General features: G+C 68.2%; 16 protein-coding genes. 12 read left to right on the top strand and 4 right to left on the bottom strand.

Annotated elements, in window-relative coordinates:
* The 3 genes from ACFYO0_RS35965 to ACFYO0_RS35955 are packed head-to-tail and all read left to right on the top strand — an operon-like array spanning position 1 to position 3,535.
* Positions 1 to 1,875 carry a hypothetical protein gene (locus ACFYO0_RS35965; protein ID WP_388684693.1) on the top strand — a complete coding sequence of 625 codons (1,875 nt, stop codon included), beginning with the start codon at positions 1 to 3 and terminating at the stop codon, positions 1,873 to 1,875.
* Complete coding sequence (locus ACFYO0_RS35960; RefSeq protein WP_388684690.1) at positions 1,872 to 2,774, top strand: hypothetical protein; 903 nt, start codon at positions 1,872 to 1,874, stop codon at positions 2,772 to 2,774. The genes ACFYO0_RS35965 and ACFYO0_RS35960 overlap by 4 nt, the downstream gene beginning before the upstream one ends.
* Positions 2,774 to 3,535: a DUF6339 family protein gene (locus ACFYO0_RS35955; protein WP_388684689.1), complete on the top strand. Its 762-nt coding sequence runs from the start codon at positions 2,774 to 2,776 to the stop codon at positions 3,533 to 3,535. The genes ACFYO0_RS35960 and ACFYO0_RS35955 overlap by 1 nt, the downstream gene beginning before the upstream one ends.
* Before the next feature lie 79 nt (positions 3,536 to 3,614).
* Here the strand turns inward: ACFYO0_RS35955 and ACFYO0_RS35950 are convergent, their stop codons facing one another.
* The 3 genes from ACFYO0_RS35950 to ACFYO0_RS35940 form a co-directional block, all read right to left on the bottom strand.
* Entirely contained in the window at positions 3,615 to 4,826 is a 1,212-nt protein-coding gene (locus ACFYO0_RS35950; protein WP_388684688.1) for a restriction endonuclease, read from the bottom strand.
* A 560-nt stretch (positions 4,827 to 5,386) separates the two neighbouring features.
* Positions 5,387 to 5,644, bottom strand: a complete 258-nt coding sequence (locus ACFYO0_RS35945) for a DUF397 domain-containing protein (protein ID WP_388684687.1) — start codon at positions 5,642 to 5,644, stop codon at positions 5,387 to 5,389.
* Positions 5,641 to 6,522 (bottom strand): helix-turn-helix domain-containing protein, encoded by an 882-nt coding sequence (locus ACFYO0_RS35940; protein WP_388684686.1) that lies wholly within the window; start codon positions 6,520 to 6,522, stop codon positions 5,641 to 5,643. Before ACFYO0_RS35940 ends, ACFYO0_RS35945 begins: the two co-directional genes overlap by 4 nt.
* A 221-nt stretch (positions 6,523 to 6,743) precedes the next feature.
* On the opposite strand from ACFYO0_RS35940, the gene ACFYO0_RS35935 reads away from it, so the two are divergent.
* Both ACFYO0_RS35935 and ACFYO0_RS35930 read left to right on the top strand, forming a co-directional pair.
* Positions 6,744 to 8,084, top strand: a complete 1,341-nt coding sequence (locus tag ACFYO0_RS35935) for a tetratricopeptide repeat protein (protein ID WP_388684684.1) — start codon at positions 6,744 to 6,746, stop codon at positions 8,082 to 8,084.
* A 55-nt stretch (positions 8,085 to 8,139) separates the two neighbouring features.
* Entirely contained in the window at positions 8,140 to 8,844 is a 705-nt protein-coding gene (locus ACFYO0_RS35930; RefSeq protein ID WP_388684681.1) for a 2'-5' RNA ligase family protein, read from the top strand.
* Here ACFYO0_RS35930 and ACFYO0_RS35925 read toward each other — a convergent pair.
* The gene (locus ACFYO0_RS35925) at positions 8,725 to 9,285 is read right to left on the bottom strand and encodes an ATP-binding protein (RefSeq protein ID WP_388684680.1); all 561 of its coding nucleotides are present in this window, start codon (positions 9,283 to 9,285) and stop codon (positions 8,725 to 8,727) included. The genes ACFYO0_RS35930 and ACFYO0_RS35925 overlap by 120 nt on opposite strands.
* 212 nt (positions 9,286 to 9,497) lie before the next feature.
* On the opposite strand from ACFYO0_RS35925, the gene ACFYO0_RS35920 reads away from it, so the two are divergent.
* The 7 genes from ACFYO0_RS35920 to ACFYO0_RS35890 all read left to right on the top strand — a co-directional run bounded on the left by ACFYO0_RS35920 (position 9,498) and on the right by ACFYO0_RS35890 (position 18,708).
* On the top strand, positions 9,498 to 9,905 hold the full coding sequence (locus ACFYO0_RS35920; protein WP_388684678.1) for a hypothetical protein: 408 nt from the start codon (positions 9,498 to 9,500) through the stop codon (positions 9,903 to 9,905).
* Positions 9,906 to 9,913: 8 nt separating this feature from the next.
* Positions 9,914 to 10,081, top strand: a complete 168-nt coding sequence (locus tag ACFYO0_RS35915) for a hypothetical protein (protein WP_167526229.1) — start codon at positions 9,914 to 9,916, stop codon at positions 10,079 to 10,081.
* A 182-nt stretch (positions 10,082 to 10,263) separates the two neighbouring features.
* On the top strand, positions 10,264 to 10,467 hold the full coding sequence (locus ACFYO0_RS35910; protein WP_388684676.1) for an FxLD family lanthipeptide: 204 nt from the start codon (positions 10,264 to 10,266) through the stop codon (positions 10,465 to 10,467).
* A 79-nt stretch (positions 10,468 to 10,546) separates the two neighbouring features.
* A complete protein-coding gene (locus ACFYO0_RS35905) occupies positions 10,547 to 13,597 on the top strand; it encodes a lantibiotic dehydratase (protein ID WP_388684674.1) in 3,051 nt (1,016 codons plus the stop codon).
* Complete coding sequence (locus tag ACFYO0_RS35900) at positions 13,597 to 14,772, top strand: lanthionine synthetase C family protein (RefSeq protein WP_388684672.1); 1,176 nt, start codon at positions 13,597 to 13,599, stop codon at positions 14,770 to 14,772. Before ACFYO0_RS35905 ends, ACFYO0_RS35900 begins: the two co-directional genes overlap by 1 nt.
* Positions 14,773 to 14,859: 87 nt before the next feature.
* Positions 14,860 to 16,083, top strand: coding sequence for a methyltransferase, FxLD system (fxlM, locus tag ACFYO0_RS35895; RefSeq protein ID WP_388684671.1), 1,224 nt, complete (start codon positions 14,860 to 14,862; stop codon positions 16,081 to 16,083).
* A gap of 270 nt (positions 16,084 to 16,353) precedes the next feature.
* Positions 16,354 to 18,708: a hypothetical protein gene (locus ACFYO0_RS35890; RefSeq protein WP_388684668.1), complete on the top strand. Its 2,355-nt coding sequence runs from the start codon at positions 16,354 to 16,356 to the stop codon at positions 18,706 to 18,708.
* The last annotated feature ends 24 nt before the right edge of the window (positions 18,709 to 18,732 follow it).

Genomic DNA, 18,732 nt, shown 5'->3' with positions numbered 1-18,732 from the left:
ATGGAATCCCCACGTTGGTTGTCCGAGCCCTACGCCCCCGGCGGCGGAGGGACGGCCGAGGGCGCTCTGAAGAATCTCGACGGCACCGAGCTCGACCCGCTGACGCTCCTCGTGAGGGAGTCGGCCCAGAACAGCTGGGACGCGCGGACAGGGGACGGCCCTGTGGACTACGGGGTGGCACTGCGTACCCTCGGGCCCAGTGAGGCGCCGGTCTGGCGTGACCTCTTCGCCGTAGGCGCACCTCAGCTTCGACACCTCAATCTCAGGGCCTCGCTGGCACGCCCCGCCCTACGCGTCCTGACCGTGACCGACACGGGCACGAGGGGTTTGGGCGGACCAACCCGTGCCGACGTAGCGGTCCCCGGGAAATCCGACTTCGCATCATTCGTCCGCAAGACCGGCAGCTCGAGCAAGGACGCCGGTCGTGGTGGTACCTACGGCTTCGGAAAGGCGGTATTCCACCTCCTCTCCGCATCGCACACGGTGGTCGTGCACACCCGCTGTCGGGTGGGCGACCGGTTGGAGACCCGTCTCATCGGGTGGGCGGTGCACGAGAGCTACACCGTGGAAGGCGACGGCGGTACGAAGACGTTCACCGGCCGCCACTTCTGGGGAAGGGTCCGGCACGGTTATGTCGAGCCGCTGGTCGGGGCGGAGGCAGACGAGGTGGCCGGAAGCCTCGGCCTGGACTCCCTTCCCGACGGCGAGACGGGGACCTCCGTTGCGATCCTCGACCCCGTCTTCGGCGACCGCGACGACGCCGAGGCCATGCGGTGGATCGTCGACGCAATGGTCTGGAACCTTTGGCCGAAGATGCTCCCGGAGGGGGGCGACGCGCCCATGCGCTTCTCCGCAAGTCACGAGGGCCGGAACGTTCCCGTTCCCAGGCCGTCGGAAGTACCCCACCTGCGCCCGTTCGTCTGGGCCTACGACGACATGAATAGCCTCGTCGAGCACAAGTCTTTGGGGCGTGTCCTCGGCCGACTCGGCATGCGGAAGTTCATCTCCCCCCAAGGGAGTCCCCCTCGGGTGGCGCAGGAGGTGGGCATCGGGGAGCGGCTTCACCACACGTGTCTCATGAGACCGGTCGATCTGGTGGTGAAGTACCTCGAGGGACCTTCCTTCTTCGAAGAGAGCGGGGGCTATGCGGCGGTCTTCCGCGCCGACGCAGGCATGGACCGGGTCTTCGCGGCAGCGGAGCCCGCGTCGCATGACGCCTGGTTGGTGGACAAGCTCAGCGGGGACGACCATCGCCTGGCCAAGCAGGCCCTCCGCAGAATCAACGACGCCATGAAGGAGGCTTCCGGGCCCGCCCCCGTGTCGAACGAGGCGGGCGAGGGCGTCTCGCTCGCAGGGATGAGTCGACTCATGGCAGGGCTCATGGCGGGTACGGCGGGGGAAGGCGCGGAAGCCGTTTTCGCCACTGGTACGACGTCCCCCGGAGGCATCGCGGGTACCGGACGGGGCTCCGCGGGGACGGCCGGAGCCGGCGGGGCCGCCGGCGCCAGAGGAGGATCGAGCGGTCCCTCCGGTCGCCGGCGCGTCGTGTACGACGGGACCCCGGAACACGACGTCGTCGACGGTGCAGCCGTCCTCGTCCAGCGATTCACGTTGCCCGACACGGGTTCCTGCGTCGTACACGGTCGTCCCGTGGTCGCGTTGGGCGACGGTCGTGGTGTCGAGACGGAGCCGCCCATCGGGGCTTCGATTCCCACGGTATTGGGATGGCGTGCGGGGAACGGGCCCATAACGCCCGGCGCCTCATTGCATGCCGTCGGCGGTGACGGCACGGTCTGGTCTCTGATCATCAGGCCGGCCCCCGACACCATGACCGAGTTGACGGTCGTGGCGGAGGCGGGGGGTGAGGGCCGGTGAACCGTCGCGCCTACCCCTATCGCAGAGCGGCCGTCGGATCGGTGACGATGGCCGAGTGGTCCCTCAAGTCCGAGGACGGGGAAGCCGTGCCGTTGCCCGCCTTCATACCTGATTGGGATTTTCAGAGAGACCTGTCCCTCGAGACGGTGGTCGGTGTCGACCTCGACGCGGTCAGGGCTTCGGCCGGACTTCCGCACGAGGCCGAGCTCGCCCTCTCCGTGATCTGGAGCGCTACGGGCAGCGGCCTTCGACGGCTGGCCGACCGGATCACACTGCACGGTGGAGGCACTCGCTCGGCACAGCTTTCGTTCACCGTGATCGGCCGTGACAGCGGTGGCCTGCTGTCCGTCGACACCCAACTGATCCTCGCGAAGGCTCTGGACAACCCGGATCCGATAGGCCCTCGGCGTGCTGGATCCGTGCTCTGGCATCACCGGGCCGGGGTGCGGCTGCAGGGCGACGCGTCGCAGTTTCCCATGGCGGTGGTCGACTTCAAGAGTGCCGGCTACCCGGAGAAAGCCCCGTGGTACCTCGACATCGGTCCGAACCTGGAGGCGGCGACGATGGGAGCCGTCGTGCTGCTCGTGAACAGCGGCACGCCGATCGTGCTCAACGCGCTTCGCCGCGCGGATAAGGCGTCGTACGCGGAACGGCTCATCCAGTCCGCCGTCAGACAGGACGTCGTCCGTTTGATGATCGAGCGGGCCGTTGCGGACGAGGAGCTGACGGATACGTCTCGGTTCGAGCCGGACACACTCGGTCACACGCTGCTCGGCCTTCTGCGCACCTTCCTCCCAGGTACATCCCTTACCTCCCTACGCATGACACGTCGCACGGATCCGGCGCTCTTCTCTGCGAAGATTCAGCACGCCGTCGGTCTCTTTGCCAAGGAGACGTGATGGTCCACCTCTATCCGCGTCTTCTTCCCGCAGCCGCGACCGGCCTTCGGGAGGAGTACCTGCAACGTTCGGTCGACTACCTCCGTGATCGTTCAGCTCTCTCCCATCCGGCCAGGTACTACGCGGCCACCGGTGGTGCTCGTCTTCCCGAGCAGAGACTCGGCTCTCTACGCGAGGCGGTACTCGCATGCGCCATCGAACGCGGCTATCCCATCAAGCCCGGCAGGAAGCAGGCGGCGGGTTTCGACATAGAGGTGGCGACGATCCTCCACCGGGACTCGGGCATCGTTCCGGCGGAAGCGGTTGCGGGTGATCTCTGGGCCTTCCTCTCCCTCGTCGTTCTGCCGGACGTGTCCGCATGGCGGTTCGCCGACCTGCACCGTGACCGGGTGCTGGGAACCGACGTCACACGCCACGTCTTCGGTCGGCTGTGGTGGCGAGCGCACCTTCTGTACGACGAGGACGGCGGAAGAGAGGATCTCTACGCCTCGCTGTCCGTCCTCAACGAGTCGGACTTCGACCAGATCTACGCCCGACGCACCTCGATCGGCGGAAGCCCTCATCTGGTGCGGGCGATCGTCAGGGTCTGGCAGACGCTCGACATCCCGCCCAATGCGGAGAGGCGAGTACTCCGGGATTTCCTCATGCGGGTGCTCAGGCTCAACGCCTTCATCTCCTTCGACTCACTGCCGGCGGAAGTACTCGACGAGGAGTTGGAAGGCGTCTTCCGGGAATCGCTGTCCGTGGTGGTCGGAGCGTAAACCCTCGTTGCCTCGGGCGATGCCGTGGAAGGGGGCGTCGCTGCAGGTTCACCGTCACCGCGGGTGGGTCGGTGAATGGTTACTGCAGCAGGATCTCCTCGGGGCGTCGGTTGGTGATCGCGGTCTCCCGACCGTCGAGGACATGCTCGATGCACGCCGTCAGGTCGCCGCCGTGGTCGTCCCTGGCCATGCTCCGCAGTTCCGCGACCAGACTCATGCCGTTGATGAGGATGATGGGGTACTGGTCCTCCACCATCTCGGTCTGTGCCGACTCGGAGTAGGCGCCGGTGGTGACGTAGACACCGATCCACCCGCGTCGGAGCCGGGCGACTACTCGGGCGATCTGCTCCGCGGTGATGAGGGTGTCGGGTTTGACGCACTTCGCCTGTCCCAGCACGACGAGACTCGTGCCCGCCAGGCCGCTTCCGCCGCCGAGGTCGAGACGTCCGACGAAATCGGCTCCGCCGTCGCCCGACCGACGCGTAAGCCAGCCGTCGACATATCTGTGCCCGGCTCCGCGCAGCACGCGGGCCGCCACCGCGGCGGCCAACGCCTCGAAGTCGTGTTTGCGGCCGTCGAAGTACTTGTAGACCGTTTCCAGGTCCGCCGCCTCACTACCACCGGGCTTCGGGCGCTGATCACGCACTTTGGTGACCCGTGCTCTGGCGACCCTGCGACGGAGGCCGGGCAGGGCCGACGAACCGTGCTTGACCCACTCACGCCATGCCCGTGGTGCGAGGTCGAGGGTTTGAACGCGGGACACTTCCTTGTCCCTGCGGGCTTCGATCCATCCCCAGTCGACCGTGTCGTCCTCGGCAGTCAGGTCGATGATGGCTATGTCGTAGACGTAGTTCACGAACGGCGTGTGCTCGCGGCCTCCCCATTGCACCAACCGCTCGGTCCGTTCAATGACGCCGAGTCCGCAGAACGCCACATGCCCCTTCGGCTTGCCGTTCCGGGGAACGGCGCGGAACAGCAGTAGAGGGGTGGCGGCGGCCCGGTCGTCGGGAGTATGGCCCTGGTGGTCCGTGAAGGCGTCGAGTAGTGCGGCGTTGCCGGTGGTGGTGCCAGGCGGGACGCTCAGACCGGCTTTGTGGTCGCCGAAGTAACGGACGTGGCCGTTATCCATCTCGAAGACGTCGTGCCAAGGCGTCTGCTCGGTGCCGGCCTTCCACGGACTAGACCGGATGAGGATCGCCGGGCGTCGGACGCCGTCGGGGGCCGCCACCTTGGCTATCCCGTTGATGCCGGCCTCCAGCAAGGCGCGCTTGTGACCCAACGAGCTGGTCACGTGGTGGAAGTTGGGCAAGCCGTCGAGTAACGCCGGTTTCGGATCTTTGCCGCTCGCATAGCGATACACCTGCCCCACCTGCAGCTTCCCGCCCACAGTTGGCCCTCTCCCTAGAGTCGCTCCCCCGATGCTTCATCACGACAGTAGACGGAGGTACTGACAGCGCGGGGTGCGCCAATCTCAAGGTCTGACGCGGCTGATGGCCCTGCGCCGTCGGCAACTGCTGCCTGAAGGCCATGTCGTCTCACAGATCCGATGCTCTCGCATTGAGGTGCGAGATGTGCAGCACCTCTGGCGCAGACGGCCAGGACGCTCGAAGCATGGGGTGTCCAGGTCGAGGTCGTTGGGATCGCCTCCCCTCCACCTACCGCCGCCCCGGCAGGGAACCGGCTGGTGGCGGCGTAGCCACAGCGCATCGCCGCGCTGCATCGGATCGCTTGAAGGCCGGGCGGACTCACGGAGCCGACCCTCGCGCAGCGCCACGCCCGTCGTGAGACCGGAGACTCCTGCGCCCACCGCGACGACTATCAGGGCTCTCTCCTCACGCCCCAGCTCTCTTCTTAGCCCCAACGCTCACTGAACGGCCCGCGGGCGATCCCGCTGACCAGCGCGCGCATCGCCGCCTTCGAGAACAGCAACGGACGACGCTCGATGTCCTTAGAGTCGCGCACTGCTGCGTGTTCGCCCAGTTCCGCGACTTCCACGCAGTCGTTCGCGCCCCCGCTGTACGAGCTCTTCCGCCACCGCGCGTGCGCGAGATCGGCGTCGTACGGAGTTGTCGTGACATCGTGCGGGGCGGCCATGCGGGGCGTGCTCACTCTTCGAGCTCCTTGCTGATGCGTGCGATGCGGGTGCGGGTCTCCAACGGGTCGAGGGCGGTGTTCCTCAACTGGTCGAAGATGTCCGTGTAGTTCTCCACATCCTCTGAGGACTCGAGATACACGGAGTTCTTGGGGTTCTCCAGCCACACCAAGTCCGGCGTGGGGGCCGGGAAGGTCAGGACGACGAACGGACCGTACAGCCCGGGATGCGCTCCGAGCGAGAACGGCAGCAACTGCACGGTGATGTTGGGCTGCTCGCTCGCCTCCGCCAGCTTCCGCATCTGGTCGCGCATCACCTCGACGGAGCCGACCGTCCTGCGCAGCACGGCTTCGTCGAGAATCGCCCAGAGTCTGGCCGGGGCCTCACCACCCAGGCGGCTGTTCTGCCGCTCCATGCGGACCCTGACCAGGGACTCGACCTGCGGCGGAGACAGGTCCTTCCTCATCTGGGAGATCACGGCACGCGCGTAGTCCTCGGTCTGGAGCAGCCCCGGCACGAGCATCGGCTGGTAGCTGGCGAGGTGCGTCGCGCCGGCCTCCAGCGCGAGGTACCCGTCGTAGCGCGTCGGGGTGAGCACCGTCGAGTACTTCCGCCACCAGGGCTTCTGCTGTTCCTTGTCCGCCCGCACGAGGTCGAGCACGTCGGCGCGCCGGTCCTCGTCCTTGACGCCGTACAGGTCCAGCAGTGCCCGGACGAGGACCGGCGTCGTGCCGCGTTCGCCGTTCTCGATCCGGCTCAGCGACCCCTGGTTGACCTCCAGTTGGTCGGCGACCTCGGTGAGGGTGAGCCCGGTCGCGTCACGCAGTTCCTTCAACCGTGCCGCGAGCTGTCGCCGGTACACCGACTGCGGGACCAGGCTTCTCTTCAAGGCCATGCCGGAAGTCTCTCCGTACCGGCGACACCTCTACAACCCATACGGGTCAACTTCACCAGACATATTGCCTAGTTGGTGGTTGCGTCGGCATGCTGTCAGCAGTCACGGCGCGCGTTCGTACGGGCATGCGCCGCAGCCGACCGATGGGCGAGCGGGCCACGACCTCGCCACCGGCACGCGCCTTCGCGTCGGTCCTGCACGCCGCACCAGGAGGGTGGGCCATGCCACGGACAACGCTGCTTCGGCAGCTGCTCCAGCAACGGCACCTGACGACGCACGAGGCTTTCGCCGCCCAGTACGAGCGGGCCGCCGCCCGGCTGGCAGAGCTCGACCGAGACCCCCGCCTGGCGTCCCTCCAGGTCTCTCCACGCCAGTTCGACCGCTGGTACGGCGGGGAGTTGCTGACTCTGCCCCGTCCTGACGCCTGCCGAGTTCTGGAGCACATGATGGGCAGACCCGTGTCCGAGCTGTTCTCCAGGGCGTACGACGGCGACTCCGCGAACGACCGCGACGAGGAGTCGAGCACGGGCCAGCAGGCGACGAGTGCGCCTCCGCCACGCGAGGACGACGAGAACCCACTGGACATCGTCACCCGGACCCGGCAGCTCACGGCCAGCAACGCCGACGACGCGACGCTCGCCTTCCTTGACTCGTCGCTGAGGGGCATCGCCAGCCGGTATGAACAGGACGGGCCGTACATCCTCCGCCCCCAGGCCCGCCAGGTGCGGCAGCTCGCCCACACCCTCCTCGACGGCCGCCAGCCCCCGCGCGCCCGCCGGGAGCTCTTCCGCCTCGCCGCCCGCGCCTCCGGCCTGCTCGGCTACATGGCGGTGAACACGGGCGACTTCGCGCTCTCGGAGGCATACTGCACCGAGGCGCGGGATCTCAGCCGTGAGATCGGCGACCTGGACACAGAGCTCTGGGCGTGCGGCACCCTCTCCTTCGGTCTCTACTACGCCGGCCGGTACGACGAGGCGGACGCCTGCGCCGCCGCGGCCGTTGAGCGCGCCCCACGCCACGCCCAATCCATCCGACTGCTCGCCAACGGCCGGGCCCGGGCTCTCGGCAAGACCGGCGACCGGCGTGCCGTCGAGCGGGCCATCGGACAGGCCCTCCGCCTCTCCGACCTCCACGAGGTGCCCGTCAGCCTGACCTCCTGCATCTCCTTCGAGCCGTACGGACGGGCACGGACGCTGGCCAACGCCGTCACGTCACACGTGGCCCTGCGCAACACGGCCCAGGTACTGCGCGACGCGGAGCACATCGACGATCTGGTGGAGCACTCGACCTCCTCCTGGAGCCGTTCGCTCGTACGCCTCGACGTCGCCACCGCGCTGCTGCAGCAGCGCACGCCCGACGTCGACCACGCGATGGCGCTGGGCCGTGAGGCCCTGCAGCTGTGCGGAGACACCCCGATCAGCTCCGTCTACCAACGCTCCCGCGACCTGCACGAGCAGGCCGGGCCGTGGCGTGAACAGCCGGCGGTACGCGATTATGGCGACGAGTTCCGGACCTGGAGCTCGCAGCCAGCGGCCCTGGCCATGGCGTCATCCGCGTCGTAGGCGCCGTCGGTGTCGTCGTACTCCGGGGCAGTGTGAAGCCGAAGGAGTACGCCGGGTGCCCCTGCTCAGCGCCGATCCCGCCGCGTTCCCCGCCGAGCCTCCCGCCGACACCAATGATCCGGCGGTCACCGCAGCCCACGACTGGGCGGCGTTCAGCGCACTCGACGAGATGACCGACCACTGGGCACGTCCTGGCTGGTCGGACGGCAGCCGGGCGTACTACTGGATGTTGACCTTCCCGAATGATCAGCGGCTCGCGGCTCTCGCCGGGCACTGCCAGGAGGCGCTGGCGCCCCTCGGCCTCGACCCGGTTCCGGCGGACGGACTGCACATCACCCTCGCCCGAGTGGGAACGCCGGACGTCGTCACCCCCGGCCAGCTGGACAGCTTGGCGCGGGACGTCGAGGCGCTGCTGCCCTCTGCGTTCTCCGTACGTGCCATGCCGCTGGCCGGATCCCGAGGCGCCGTTCGCCTGTCCCTCGGCCCCTGGGAACCGCTGCTCCGGCTGCACCACGCGCTGGCCAAGGCAGGGAGCAGCGTAGGTCTGGCCCCGAAGAAGCCGACGTCCGCCTTCCGGCCGCACCTGAGCCTCGCGTACAACAACCGTCGGCGCCCGGCCGCCCCCGTCGTGGAGGCGGTCTCAAGCCTCCGCGCTCTTCCCGCCGTCGAACTCTCCGTGCCCGCCGCCCAGTTGGTGGAGCTCCGCCGTGAGGGGCGAACGTACCGCTGGGATGTGTGGAGGAACGTCACGCTCGGGTAGCCCGCTGGCGCCCAAGGCGAGAACCACGACCACTTCCTTGCCGATCGCGGTCGGCCGGACGGACCACGTGGAGGCCAACTTCCCGACGAGCAGCAGTCCGAGACCACTGCCCGTCAACTCCTCCACCGACTCCTCCACGGAGCGTGCCCGGACCCTGGAGACATCCCGTCCCGCGTCATGGACCCGCAGTACCGCCACGTTCCGGTAGACCTCCACACACATGCAGTCCGGTCCGCCGGCCGTGTGCCTGAGCGCGTTGCCCACGATCTCCGAGGCGATCAGAACGGCGTCGTCGACCCGCTCCGGCGCGGCATGGCCCTCGAGGAGCTCACGTACGTGTCTGCGCGCGAGACCCGAAGGCTCGGCGCAATCGGCCAGCTTCACCCAATGACGCCGTACTGGCGTCCGCCTGCAGAGGCGTTCTTCGTCCACCGCGTCCATCGCCGCTTCTCGTTTCCGCTTGGCACTGGACCGATCAGCCTCGCTACGCCTGAGCCGCGGCGGTACGCCGCGGCTCCGCCTCCTCGCGCGCCGCCGGACGGCGGACGAACGGCGTGCTGACGGCGTACCGCCGCCGACTGCCCCCGACGAGGCTCTTCGTCGAGGCGCCGGACCCTTGGCGTCTCGGCTCACCTGGCTGGAGGTAACGCGGAATGAGCGCCAGTGCGAGGCAGACCGCACCACACGAGGTGCCCCCGGGCACGCGCCTGGTGTTGTACGCCTGTCTGCCCGCGTCACTCGGTGAGGCCGCCGACCACAGCGTGGCCAGCGCACGGCGGTACGTTGCCGATGCCGGCTGGGAGGCGGTCGAGACGTACGTCGACCGGGCGGCACCGTTCGAAAGCCGCGCCCTGTGTGAGGGCTGGCACAACGCTCTGGCCGCGGTCGAGCAGGGGAGGGCGGCCGGGATCGTCACCCCCCTGCTCGTGATGCTGGGTCATCTGGAAGAGGACAGGACGAACCTCGCTGCCTGGGAGGGCCGGACCGGGGCGCTGATCACGACGCCGTGGGCGGTCGTCGATGCCGTCGGCTCCGCGGGCGCACGGATGTCGGCGGCGTGATGGCCCGGATGCGGCAACGGCCGCTCGTGCGGCTGCTCGACCAGGTCGGATGGGTGCTGCGGCATCCGGCGACGTACGTCGGTCGGTTCGGCTTCGGCACCTTCCAGGTTCTGTTCCTGCCCGTCCTGGTGACCGGCACAACGTTGACCACGCTCTACGCGGGCCAGTTCCGGTAGCGGCCCGTGTCCTCGACCCCCCTCTCCGGATGCTCCGAATCCATGTCCCCCACGGAATCCGGTCAACCGGAGAGGGGCCGCACCCAAGGTGCGAACGCAGAAACCCGGCCCTGCGGCTATCCATACGCAGGCCGGGCGGCACGACGAACCGTTCGGATCCTTCCGACAGAAGAGGAAGTGCGATGACCGCAACCATGCTCGCCCCGATCACAACGGCCACCACCGGGGCGTCCGCTGCGACGGCCGCCCCCGGAGCGTCCGCCGATCCGTTCGACGTCGACCTGACCATCGTCACGGAGATCGGCGCCGACCTGCTCCCCAAGGCGTGCGGCACCGGCGACGGGTGTGCGCCGTCCTGTGCCTCGTCCTGCGCCAGCGCCGTCTGACGGCGGCTCGTGCACGGGGTCGGGGGCGCAGCCGCCCCCGACCCCGCTCGTTCACAGCACTGACGGCGGAGGCATGGAGATGGGAAGCGACGGAAAGCTCTACCAGCACACGGGCGCGGCGCTGCTGCGGGCCGCCGCGATGCCGCTGACGGGTCTGCCGACATGGTGGCCTGATTCGTCCGACACGGAGGCGTGCGGCAAGTGGCTGAAGCAGGTGTGGGCCGATGCGCGGTTCGCCGACGCCGTACGGCAGGCAAGCGGCGATCTCGCCTCTCGGGTCGACGCGATCTGCGCTGGGCAGCCGACACGCTCCAAGCAGGTCCGGCGCGCCGCCATGGCCACCGTCCGCTACTTGTTGCGCGCCAGCGGACGACCGACCCCGTTCGGTCTCTTCGCGGGAGTCACCGCGGCCAGCGTGGGCTCGACCCCGCACGTGAGGTGGGGCGACGCCCACCGGGCCGTGGCGCGGGTGGATACCGAGTGGCTGGACGACGTCATCGTCAGCTTGGAGGCGTGCCCGGCCCTGCTGGAGCGCCTGGATGTCGTCCTGAACAACCTGGCGGCGCGCCGCGGCGGACGCCTTCACGTCCCGCACGGCGGACCGATGGGCGCCACCGTTCGGCGCACCAGCGCGGTACGCGTGATCGAGGACCTGGCACGTCGGCCGGTCCACTTCGCCGCCCTTGCCGAACAGTTGGCCGCCTCCTTCCCTCGAACCGAGCCGCAGAACATCCGCACGCTGCTCGGCGCGCTGGTGCGCGAGAAATTCCTGATCACCAGTTTGCGCGCGCCGATGACCAACACCGATCCGCTGTCCCACCTGATTGACCGGCTGCACGGCGCGGACGCAGGCACGGTGCCGCAGGTCGCGCAGGTTCTGCACGAGCTGGAAGCAGTGCAACGCGCCGTACACGAGCACAACCGGCGCCCGGCGAGCGCGCAAGGGCTGGCTCGGGAGGAACTCACGGGTCGACTGCGTGGGCTCTCCGACGCGGGCCGAAGCCCCTTGGCCGTAGACCTGCGGCTGGACGCCGAGGTACGGATTCCCGAGAGCGTCGCGCAGGAGATGGAGAGGGCTGCCGACGCCCTACTGCGGCTCACGCGCCGACCGGCGGGCCAGGGCGTGTGGAAGGAGTACCAGGTCGCGTTCTGGGAGCGGTATGGCACCGGCACGCTCGTGCCGGTGAAGGAGGTCGTCGACCCGGCGTCCGGGCTCGGCTATCCAGCCGAGTACCCCGGCAGCCGCATGACCGCACCGCCCCCGACAGTCTCCGAGCGTGACGAGCGGCTGCTGGCCCTGGCCTGGCAGTCACTGGCTGACGGCAGCAGGGAGATCGCCCTCACCGACGACCTGATCGACCGCCTGGCCGGCGATGCGCCGACCGGACAGGAGGCACCACCCCACGTGGAGATGTGCGCGCGCCTGCACGCCGACAGCCTGTCCGCCCTGGAGGACGGGGACTTCACGCTCACTGTGACACCGGCACGCGCCGCGGGAACGCTCACCTCCCGGTTCACTCCGGTCGCCACCGGCACGGGACTCGACGAGGTCTACTGCCAAGTTCCCACGGGCGTCGAGAACGCGCTGACCGCGCAGCTCTCCTTTCCGCCGCTGTACCCGTACACAGAGAACGTCGCTCGCATCCCCGCTTATCTTCCACACGTGATCCCGTTGAGCGAGCACCGCAGCCCGGATGACACCGCGCCGACGTTCATCGACGTCGACGACCTCGCGGTCACGGCCACGCACACCCGGCTGTACCTGGTCAGCATCTCCCGCCGTCGTCTGGTGGACCCGCAGGTCTTCCACGCCATGGCCCTGGACAAGCAACCCCCGCCCCTGGCCAGGTTCCTGGCGCACCTGACCCGCTCCTTCGGCCCTGCCTGGACCAGCTTCGACTGGGGGCCGAACGGCGCACGGCTGCCGTTCCTGCCGCGCGTCCGCTACGGGCGCGTGATCCTCTCTCCCAGTCGCTGGGACGTGACCGCCGACGACCTTCCAAGCCGCGGCGCGGACATGCGGGAGTGGACCGACGCCCTCGGCCGGTGGCGGAAGCGGTGGCACTGCCACGGTGCCGTCGAGCTGCGGGAGGACGACCGGACACGTCGGCTCCAACTCGACGTGCCCGCACACGCCACCGTCCTACGCGCCCACCTGGACCGGGAAGGCCACGCCGTGCTGACGGAGGCGCCGGCCGAGGAGACCTACGGCTGGATCGGCGGCCACGTCCATGAGATCGCCCTGCCGATGACCAGCACCCGCCCGCCGATATCCGACCCGCTCTCCGGCTTCCTCCCCGTGCTCACCAACAGCACCCTCGGACCCGTACCGGGGGCGGTACAGGCACCCTGGCTGAACGCCAAGATCTACAGCCACCCCGAACAGCTCGATGAGCTGATCGGCACCCACCTCGCGAGGCTCGTGACCCAGCTCCCAGGTACGCCCGAATGGTGGTTCGTCCGCTACCGCACCCCGCACGACCTCGACCACCTCCGCTTGCGCATCCGCACCCGCAGCCCCGGGCAGTACACCGCCTGCACCGAGCTCGTCGCCGGATGGGCCGCCGGGCTGCGCCGCGAGGGGCTCAGCAGCAGGCTCGTGTTCGACACGTACACCCCGGAGATCGGCCGCTACGGCCCCGGCGCCGCCCTGCGCAGTGCCGAGGCGGTGTTCACGGCCGACTCGGCTTATGCTCTCGCCACCCTGCAGAACATGGGAGCCGACGGCATCGACGGACGCGCGCTGGCCGCGGCCGGCATGGTGGACATCGCCTGCGGCTTGCTCGGCCCCGACGAGGGCATGCAGTGGCTGGCGAACCGCCCCGCGCCTCCAGCTCGCGTCGAGCGAGGCGTCAGCGACCAGGCCATCGAACTCGTTCGCCGCACTACGCCTCATGCCCGGGGCTGGGGCGAAGAGCTCGCCCAAGCGTGGCACGGTCGCGCCGTGGCCTTGGCGCTGTATCGCGAGGGCCTCGCCGAGAGCATGGACCTCGACTCCGTCCTGGAATCCTTGCTGCACATGCACCACAACCGCCTGCGTGGCCTGGACCGGGAGGACGAGAGGATCTGCCGCCGCCTTGCCCGTCAGTCCGCCGTCGCATGGGCCGCCTGGCCGGGGGAGAGCCGCTGATGAACTACGACGCGCCGCCCACACCCACCGGGCCCGGCTGGGGGCAGTCGCTGTACTCCGGCGCGGCGGGGGTCGCGCTGCTGCACGCCGTCAGGGCCCACACCGGCGTAGAGGACCGGGACGCGCTCCGGCCGTGGGCCACCGCCATGCTCAAGGGCCCGATCCAGGCCGCCCCCGAGGCATCCGGTCTGTACGAGGGCGCTCCGGCCGTCGCGTACGTCCTCAGCTTCACGCACACGAACACCGCCACGCGCGCCCTGGCGACCCTGGACACACACCTCGCCGACGTCACAGGCCAACGACTCAAGCGTGCACATGCCCGCATCGATCGCGGCGCGTTGCCCACCCTGGGCGAGTACGACCTCATCAGCGGACTGACCGGGCTGGGCGTATACCACCTGCACCGCGGCAACAAGACGGAGCTTCAGGGCGTCCTTGCCTACCTGGTGCGGCTGACGGAACCGATCACCATCGAAGCGCAACGTCTGCCCGGCTGGTGGACGGGAGACAGCCCCGATCTGCGACCGACGCCGCGTTGGCCCGGCGGACACGGCAACTTCGGCCTCGCCCACGGCATCACCGGACCGTTGGCGCTGCTGGCCACGGCCCTGCGACACGGCCACACGGTGCCCGGACAGACGCAAGCCATCACCCAGATCTGCGACTGGCTCGACCGGTGGCGCAACGGCGCCGACTCGCGCGCCTGGTGGCCGGACCTGATCACCCGAGCCGAACACCGACGCGGCGAGCTCCAGCGCCCAGGACCGAGACGCCCGTCCTGGTGCTACGGCACCCCCGGCATCGCCCGCGCCCAGCAACTCGCCGGCATCGCCCTCGGCGACCGTGACCGGCAACGGCAAGCTGAGCAGGCCCTGGCCGGATGTCTGGCCGACGACCAGCAGCTCGCCCAGCTCACCGACGCATCCCTTTGCCACGGCTGGGCGGGGCTCATACAGACCGTCTCCCGTGCCTCCGCGGACGCCCTTGACCACGAACTCGCGTCGCATCTACGCCACCTGAACGTCCGGCTCAACAAGCACCTGGACCACCACGGACTGCCGGACGGCGCCGGCCTGATGGACGGCACGGCAGGTATCCACCTGGTCCGTCTCGCCGACCCCGTCAACACGGCGATCACCGCCCCCTGGGACCGCTGCCTGCTCCTGACAGGGTGACGCCGCGAACCGCATCCGCACACCAGAACAAATGAGAACGATCTGCCCCTGCCGTACGCACAGCCGGGCACCTTCCGAAAGGACGCGATGAACACCACCACTGGCGCCTCCCCCGAGGACCTGCGCAACCGCCTGGTCGACGCCATCCTCAAAGAGAACCTCTCCGGCCTCCGCGACGCACACGTCGAAACCGCCATGCGGACCGTACCCCGCCACGCCTTCCTCCCCGACGCACCCATCGAGGAGGCGTACGCCAACAAGAGCGTGACGATCAAGGAGAACCCCGACGAGGACGCACTCCCGCTGAGCTGCGCCTCCCAGCCCGACGTCGTGCACTTCATGCTGGTCCAGCTCGCCGTCCGCGAAGGCGACAACGTCTTCGAGATCGGGGCCGGCACCGGCTACAACGCCGCCCTGCTCAAGCACCTCACCGGGAAGTCCGGACAGGTCACCACATGCGACATCGACCCCGACGTGACCGCCTACACCCGCCGGACGCTGGACGCCAACGGATACGAAGACGTTCGCGTCGTAACGAGGGACGGCGCCCTCGGCGCCCCGGAGTTCAGCCCGTACGACCGAATGATCGCCACGGTCGGCATGTGGGACCTCCCCGGCGCCTGGTGGGACCAGCTCGCCGTCGGCGGACGCCTCGTGGTTCCACTGCGGTGGCGCGGGCTCTCCAGGGCCGTGGCCTTCCAACGCGAGGAGGGGCGGATGCGGTCCGACTCCGTCAAGATGTGCGGCTTCCTCCCGGTGATCGGCCAGGACGGAGAGCGGGACGGCTACATCGACGACGACCGGCTCGTCAGGCTCTACTGGGACGAGGACCAGTCCATCGCCCCGGAACTTCTTCGCGACGCGCTCACCCGACCGAAGTCGGTCGTCTGGACCGGTGTGACGGTCGGGCCCGTCGAGTCGTTCGACGGCGTCTGGCTGCGGCTGAGCGCCACCGAGCGAGCGACCTGCCGCATCACTGCGAAGCCCGCAGCGGTGGAGGCCGGCCTCCACCGCCCCGCCTCACCCGCCCTGAGCCCCGCCCTCGTCGAGAGGGACTCCATCGCGTACCTCACTCTGGAGCGGACCGCCGAAGACCCCGAGACAGAACCCCGGTTCCGGCTGGGAGCCGTCGGCTATGGCCCGGCCGGCGCCGATCTCGCCGAGCGGATCTGCGCGCAGATCCGCGCCTGGAGCCCGGCCCGGACCGCCGAACCCGTCGTCACGGCCTACCCCGCAGACACACCGGACAGCGACCTCGCCGACGGAGCCGTGATCGACCGGCCCTCCGCGCGGCTCGTCATCGCCTACTGATCCTGACGCAGGCGGGCGTGGCCATTGGCAGGTGCGGCCGCGCCCACCGTCGGTGCACCGCCGCATGGCCCACCGCCCCGGATTGACTGCGGTGGCGGTCACCGGAAAAGCACTCGCCTCCGAGGCCGTCGGCGCCGGGGCTCCGCCGGAGGCGAGGACGACGGCACCGCCGGGCACGTCGTCGCCAAGTGGCGCGCCACACGAGGTTGTAGCAGCCTGTAACTGAGGAGCAATTGCTGAGCAAGCCATGCCGTCAAGGAAGTGGACCAGATGGCTGCTGAAGATGCTGTCCTCGGATCAACAGCATTCTGGGATGTTGCTCGCACCGTGCTCTTGATCGGTATAGGTCTCCTCATCTGTGCACGGCTCGTCGCACTCTTGGTGAGGCGCAACGCCAGAACTGCAATGGATGACCTGGGCTGGGCTTGGAGAGCCTGGGGCGGGTTTGGTCTGCTGGCGCTGGCGACAGCCGCGTGGAGCGGCTTCGCGCGTGGACGCGGTACCGTGCCCACCTGGGTGGTCATATCCACCCTGTCCGTCTGCGGAGCCGCCATCGTTACTGCTTTGGCGTTTGAGCTCGTGTGTCTCCGTCCTCCTTGGAAGAAGGTTCCTGAGTGCACGCGCCTTTTGGCGCCGGCTCACGTTGACGGGCGACCTCAGTCGCAGGATGCCGCCCAGCCTCGTCCCGACGACGACCTGGATGGCGGCCGCCGTAAACGTCGAACGCTGAGCACTCGCCAACTGCTGTTGCTCATTTCGGCGGGTTGTCTCGCTCTGGCAGCGGGCGTCACCGTGTTGACCATCTTCCTGCCACACGACGGTCGTTCCGGATACCCGGCTCTCGCCGTAGGAACAGTTCTCGGGTTGTACTACTTCGGGTACGTCGGGCTGGGTAAACGGCTGCGAGTGCGACTGAAGGTGGTCGGCCCGGATGGCAGCAAGTACCCCCCAGGTGTCGCCTATGTGGCAGCCCTGCTCGAGACCATGGGAAGACACAAGCCCCGCGGGCTCAACGCGCCTGAGGGCGCTGACGTGTTGCAGTTGCCGAGCGAGGCGATCTCTGCACTTCCAGCCACAGAGGGCAAAATTGTTGCCGCACTGCTGAGCGTGCTGCAGGCTCTTACGTCGGTCAACCCTTGGCATGCCCAAGTGGTGATCGTCGACGACAATACGGTCACCGTCGAACTCAGCCGGAATGGCAGGCCCACGGACTCCGCTCTCATGACCAAGGCCAACTTGGCCCTGGGAGACGGCAGGTCGGCTCAGACAGGCGGGGGCTCCCCGACACGCCCTGAGCTACTTACCGCAGCTGCGGCCTTCCTCCTGATTCGGCTCAGCGAGCGCCACACCGTCCTCGAAGAGGGCCTGTGCGGGACGAGTAGGTGGCGCAGTCTCGCCTGCCAAGTACTCGCTGGCACTGGGCCTTACAGCGACCACATGAGGGAGCAGCTCTTCGCAACAGCCATCGAAAAGGATCGCAACAACAACGCGGCCCGCCTCGGATACTTCTATTACCGCTCCGGGACAACGGTGGGTACGGCCAAGAACGAGAAAGACTACGTGGACCGTCTCGAGCATTTCTGCGCGCACCTGTCGAAGCCGGAATTGGCAAGCGATGAAGGTTACATTGCGCTACGCCTGCGGGCTATGTTGACACTCATCAATGCGCGCCTCAACTACGTACTTACCTTGTCTGGCCAAACTGCAGACCGGCGACGCAGGGGAACACGCCACCTGGCCCGTCCCGCTGCAGCTCGAACCGGCAACACAAATATTGATGACCAGAAAAGGTGGGCCTACGCGGAATGCAATGACTTGCTAGACAGTATCGACGAGCTAACAGGTGACGCGGTTCTGCGGCAGCGGGGAACCGGGACGCTGAAAACACCTCGTGAACGTAGGGAATCCTTTGCAGTAGAAATGCGTCCCATGGTTGAAATATTCCGCGCTGCCGCCCGAGGCGAGCCACCAAAACTCGCTCGGGTGGACGCGAAGCCATCGGAGTGGTACGCCCAGGCATGCGCCGAAGTCGGCGCCGAGTCCGGTAGCTACGTGACAGCCCTGGCCGAACTGGAGATGGCACTCGGTGACGACGCTCTTCGGAGGGAAGCTCCCCACGATCCGTCCTTGCAACCGCTACTCAAGGCCCGACCCGCAGACCTCATGGCTTTGATCGATAAACAGCGCCTCTCCGACATTTCAGCTTTTGAGTCCCATCTTAAACAACTCGAGAAGGATGGTGTGCGTTTCACCGAAGAGCTCTTGGCTCGCAGTGAAGGGGAAGCTAATAGCAAGACCCTCGCGGAGTCCCTCCGTGTGCCCCCTAGCACTGTTCAATGGATGCGCGAGGTGTGTCAGATCATCGATGCTTGCCCCGATAGAACCCAGGCCATACCGTGGATGAACCTCCTTGTTCAGGAGGGAGTGGAAACCTGTGCATCCATGGTACGCGCACTGAATGATGAGGCAGAAAAATCACGCCTAGAGAAACTTGCCTGCAATTTTGACGCGAGGCCGCTTACCGAAGAAGAGCTCGGGAAATGGGTGAGAAAACTGAGCGACCGTAGACACACCCGTCTGAAGAGGCAACTGCAGGGCCACGCCCGCCACCGGGGATCCCGATGACGCCCCGGCTCACACCAGCCGCAG

The organism is Streptomyces sp. NPDC006365, from assembly GCF_042870755.1.
Lineage (GTDB): Bacteria > Actinomycetota > Actinomycetes > Streptomycetales > Streptomycetaceae > Streptomyces > Streptomyces xiangluensis.
The sequence above is the reverse complement of the archived record's forward strand: the minus strand, read 5'-3'. Positions and strand labels throughout refer to the sequence as shown.

Coding starts and splice junctions, on each gene's coding strand:
- ACFYO0_RS35965 (WP_388684693.1), top strand. CDS start 1: ATGGAATCCCCACGTTGGTTGTCCGAGCCCTACGCCCCCGGCGGCGGA.
- ACFYO0_RS35955 (WP_388684689.1), top strand. CDS start 2,774: ATGGTCCACCTCTATCCGCGTCTTCTTCCCGCAGCCGCGACCGGCCTT.
- ACFYO0_RS35940 (WP_388684686.1), bottom strand. CDS start 6,522: ATGGCCTTGAAGAGAAGCCTGGTCCCGCAGTCGGTGTACCGGCGACAG.
- ACFYO0_RS35935 (WP_388684684.1), top strand. CDS start 6,744: ATGCCACGGACAACGCTGCTTCGGCAGCTGCTCCAGCAACGGCACCTG.
- ACFYO0_RS35925 (WP_388684680.1), bottom strand. CDS start 9,285: ATGGACGCGGTGGACGAAGAACGCCTCTGCAGGCGGACGCCAGTACGG.
- ACFYO0_RS35920 (WP_388684678.1), top strand. CDS start 9,498: ATGAGCGCCAGTGCGAGGCAGACCGCACCACACGAGGTGCCCCCGGGC.
- ACFYO0_RS35915 (WP_167526229.1), top strand. CDS start 9,914: ATGCGGCAACGGCCGCTCGTGCGGCTGCTCGACCAGGTCGGATGGGTG.
- ACFYO0_RS35910 (WP_388684676.1), top strand. CDS start 10,264: ATGACCGCAACCATGCTCGCCCCGATCACAACGGCCACCACCGGGGCG.
- ACFYO0_RS35905 (WP_388684674.1), top strand. CDS start 10,547: ATGGGAAGCGACGGAAAGCTCTACCAGCACACGGGCGCGGCGCTGCTG.
- ACFYO0_RS35900 (WP_388684672.1), top strand. CDS start 13,597: ATGAACTACGACGCGCCGCCCACACCCACCGGGCCCGGCTGGGGGCAG.
- fxlM (WP_388684671.1), top strand. CDS start 14,860: ATGAACACCACCACTGGCGCCTCCCCCGAGGACCTGCGCAACCGCCTG.
- ACFYO0_RS35890 (WP_388684668.1), top strand. CDS start 16,354: ATGGCTGCTGAAGATGCTGTCCTCGGATCAACAGCATTCTGGGATGTT.